The organism is Belnapia moabensis DSM 16746 (assembly GCF_000745835.1).
In the GTDB taxonomy this organism is placed as follows: Bacteria; Pseudomonadota; Alphaproteobacteria; order Acetobacterales; family Acetobacteraceae; genus Belnapia; species Belnapia moabensis.
The window spans coordinates 1-1,817 of the sequence record NZ_JQKB01000256.1 but is presented as its reverse complement, the minus strand read 5'-3'; the positions used below and the strand labels follow the sequence as shown (position 1 = coordinate 1,817).

Sequence of the window (1,817 nt, the reverse complement as noted above, 5' to 3'; positions counted from 1 at the left end):
TGGAACAAGCTCATCGCCGAAACCGGCCGCATCCGATCATTGACCGACTTCGAGTGGGCTCGACAGGTCAATCCATAGTCAGGCCGGTATTAGAGGTCCGCTGCTCGCCCCTCCCGGCCGAAAGAGCCGAAGGACGAATGTCCGATTTCGGGAAGGTGGGCAACGACGCTGGCCGTCCGGTATGGGCGCAAAGCTGCCGGCCTCGAGTATGAGCCCGGCGGGCATGATGAGCGTCGAGACCAAGAGACGGCGTAGCACCAAGCTGTACGGGAGCCAGCTGCTGCAAAAAGGCGCTAACTTGCCCCGTGCGCGCCTTACCGTAGGTGATCGGCGTGCTCAGTTGATCGGGGTGAAGCTGCGATGCCGCTACTGATGGCGGTTTTACTTCCTCATGAGGTAAAACGCGGCCATCCGGGGACAACCGCTCTACCTCCGCTATGCGTTCGTGGCTGACGCAGCCAGGTGCTTAGCGAAGTTGTCGAGGATGGACTGCCAGCCATTGCGCTGCTGCTCGATAGGAAACTCATTATCGGGATCGAACGTGACCCTGACATGAGTTTGGTTGCCATGTGGAGTGAAGTCGATGGTCGCCTGACGACCGCCAAACTCATATTCGATTCGTTTGTTTTCGATGAGCGTCGTGTAGGTGCCAACAAAATTAAAGCCAAAGCTTCCATCTTTGGCTTCCATCCGCGAGATGAACTGGCCGCCCTCGCGAAGATCCACGTTTGCGGCAGGGCAATGCCAATCGTCGGACGCGAAGTTCCACTGCTTGATACGATCAGGCGAGGTATAGGCGTTCCAAGCCTCCGCCGCGGTCGCAGGCACCGTGCTATCGACGACGATCTTTTCTTGAGCCATCTCTGCCTCCTCGTGTGCCTGGAGTTGTAGCACTCAATGCCCGTTTCGAAATGGTAGTTGAACGCCTGAGATGGGTGGTGAGCACACGTAGCCTGGACGCAACCAGATGGCCTTATCAGCAGTTCGGCACTTTCCGCTTCTCAAAATGATCGGCCAGTTTCGGGAAAGGTGATCCGGGAACAGGACTTGTGAAGGCAGCGCCTGTTGTCACTGCTCCACTCGTCTATGGGGCCGGCCTCCCGCTGCACGTTCTAAAAAGCAAATGCTCGGGCTTTCTTGAGGACGACGATGGCGAAACCACCTACCAGCGGCTCAGCCATCGTCTCTCAGTGTTCAGAATCCGCCTTCCCCTACCAACTCACGGATGCGCTTCAGCGTAGAGCGGAGCGCGGCCTTGTAGCCCGTGTCGCTGTCGAACTGCGCCTGCTCGACCTGCTCCTCGGGACCACCCGGCTGTCTTCCGCGCAGACCGAGATAGCAGTAGAAGCGGAGCTGGAGTTCGCCCTCCTCGTCCTCGAACAGCTCATTGACGATGGCGCCCTCGCGCGGGCCGGTGGCCTGGAAGAAGGTCACCTTGCTTGCCGGCTCGAGCGTGATGATCTCGCGCAGATCGGCGCCGGCGACGGTCGCCTCGCGCACGAAGTGGGTCGCGCTACTTTCCGTGACGTCGCAGCGGGTGCAGAGTCCCGGCGGCAGGAACAGGCGGGCGTCGCGCGCCTTCAGCTCCAGCCCCTTCCACGCTTGCTCGCGGGTCAGCCGGGTTTCGCCGGCGGGGTTCACCGGCACGCTGGCAGTCGAGTGGATCATTGATCGTCTCCTGAATGGGGTTCGGTTCGCCGGGCTCAGCCGGCGATCCCAGCCACGAAGTCGCGGTAGGTGCGAAGCGGACGACCCAGCAGCGCAGTCAGCCGCTCGACGTCGCCGGCCTCCGGCACCATGCCGTCGCTGACGAAGCG

Annotated in this window: 2 protein-coding genes; both read right to left on the bottom strand. The window is 61.1% G+C overall.

The genetic code is table 11. The features are described 5' to 3' along the window. Positions 1-435: 435 nt before the first annotated feature. Positions 436-861, bottom strand: coding sequence for an SRPBCC domain-containing protein (locus EP26_RS30700; protein ID WP_043345314.1), 426 nt, complete (start codon positions 859-861; stop codon positions 436-438). A 333-nt stretch (positions 862-1,194) separates the two neighbouring features. Further along, complete coding sequence (locus EP26_RS30695; RefSeq protein WP_043345313.1) at positions 1,195-1,668, bottom strand: AtaL-like protein; 474 nt, start codon at positions 1,666-1,668, stop codon at positions 1,195-1,197. Between the last annotated feature and the right edge of the window lie 149 nt (positions 1,669-1,817).

What these genes read in the sequence shown, in the direction of transcription:
- EP26_RS30700 (WP_043345314.1), bottom strand. Translation starts at nt 861, where the DNA reads ATGGCTCAAGAAAAGATCGTCGTCGATAGCACGGTGCCTGCGACCGCG.
- EP26_RS30695 (WP_043345313.1), bottom strand. Translation starts at nt 1,668, where the DNA reads ATGATCCACTCGACTGCCAGCGTGCCGGTGAACCCCGCCGGCGAAACC.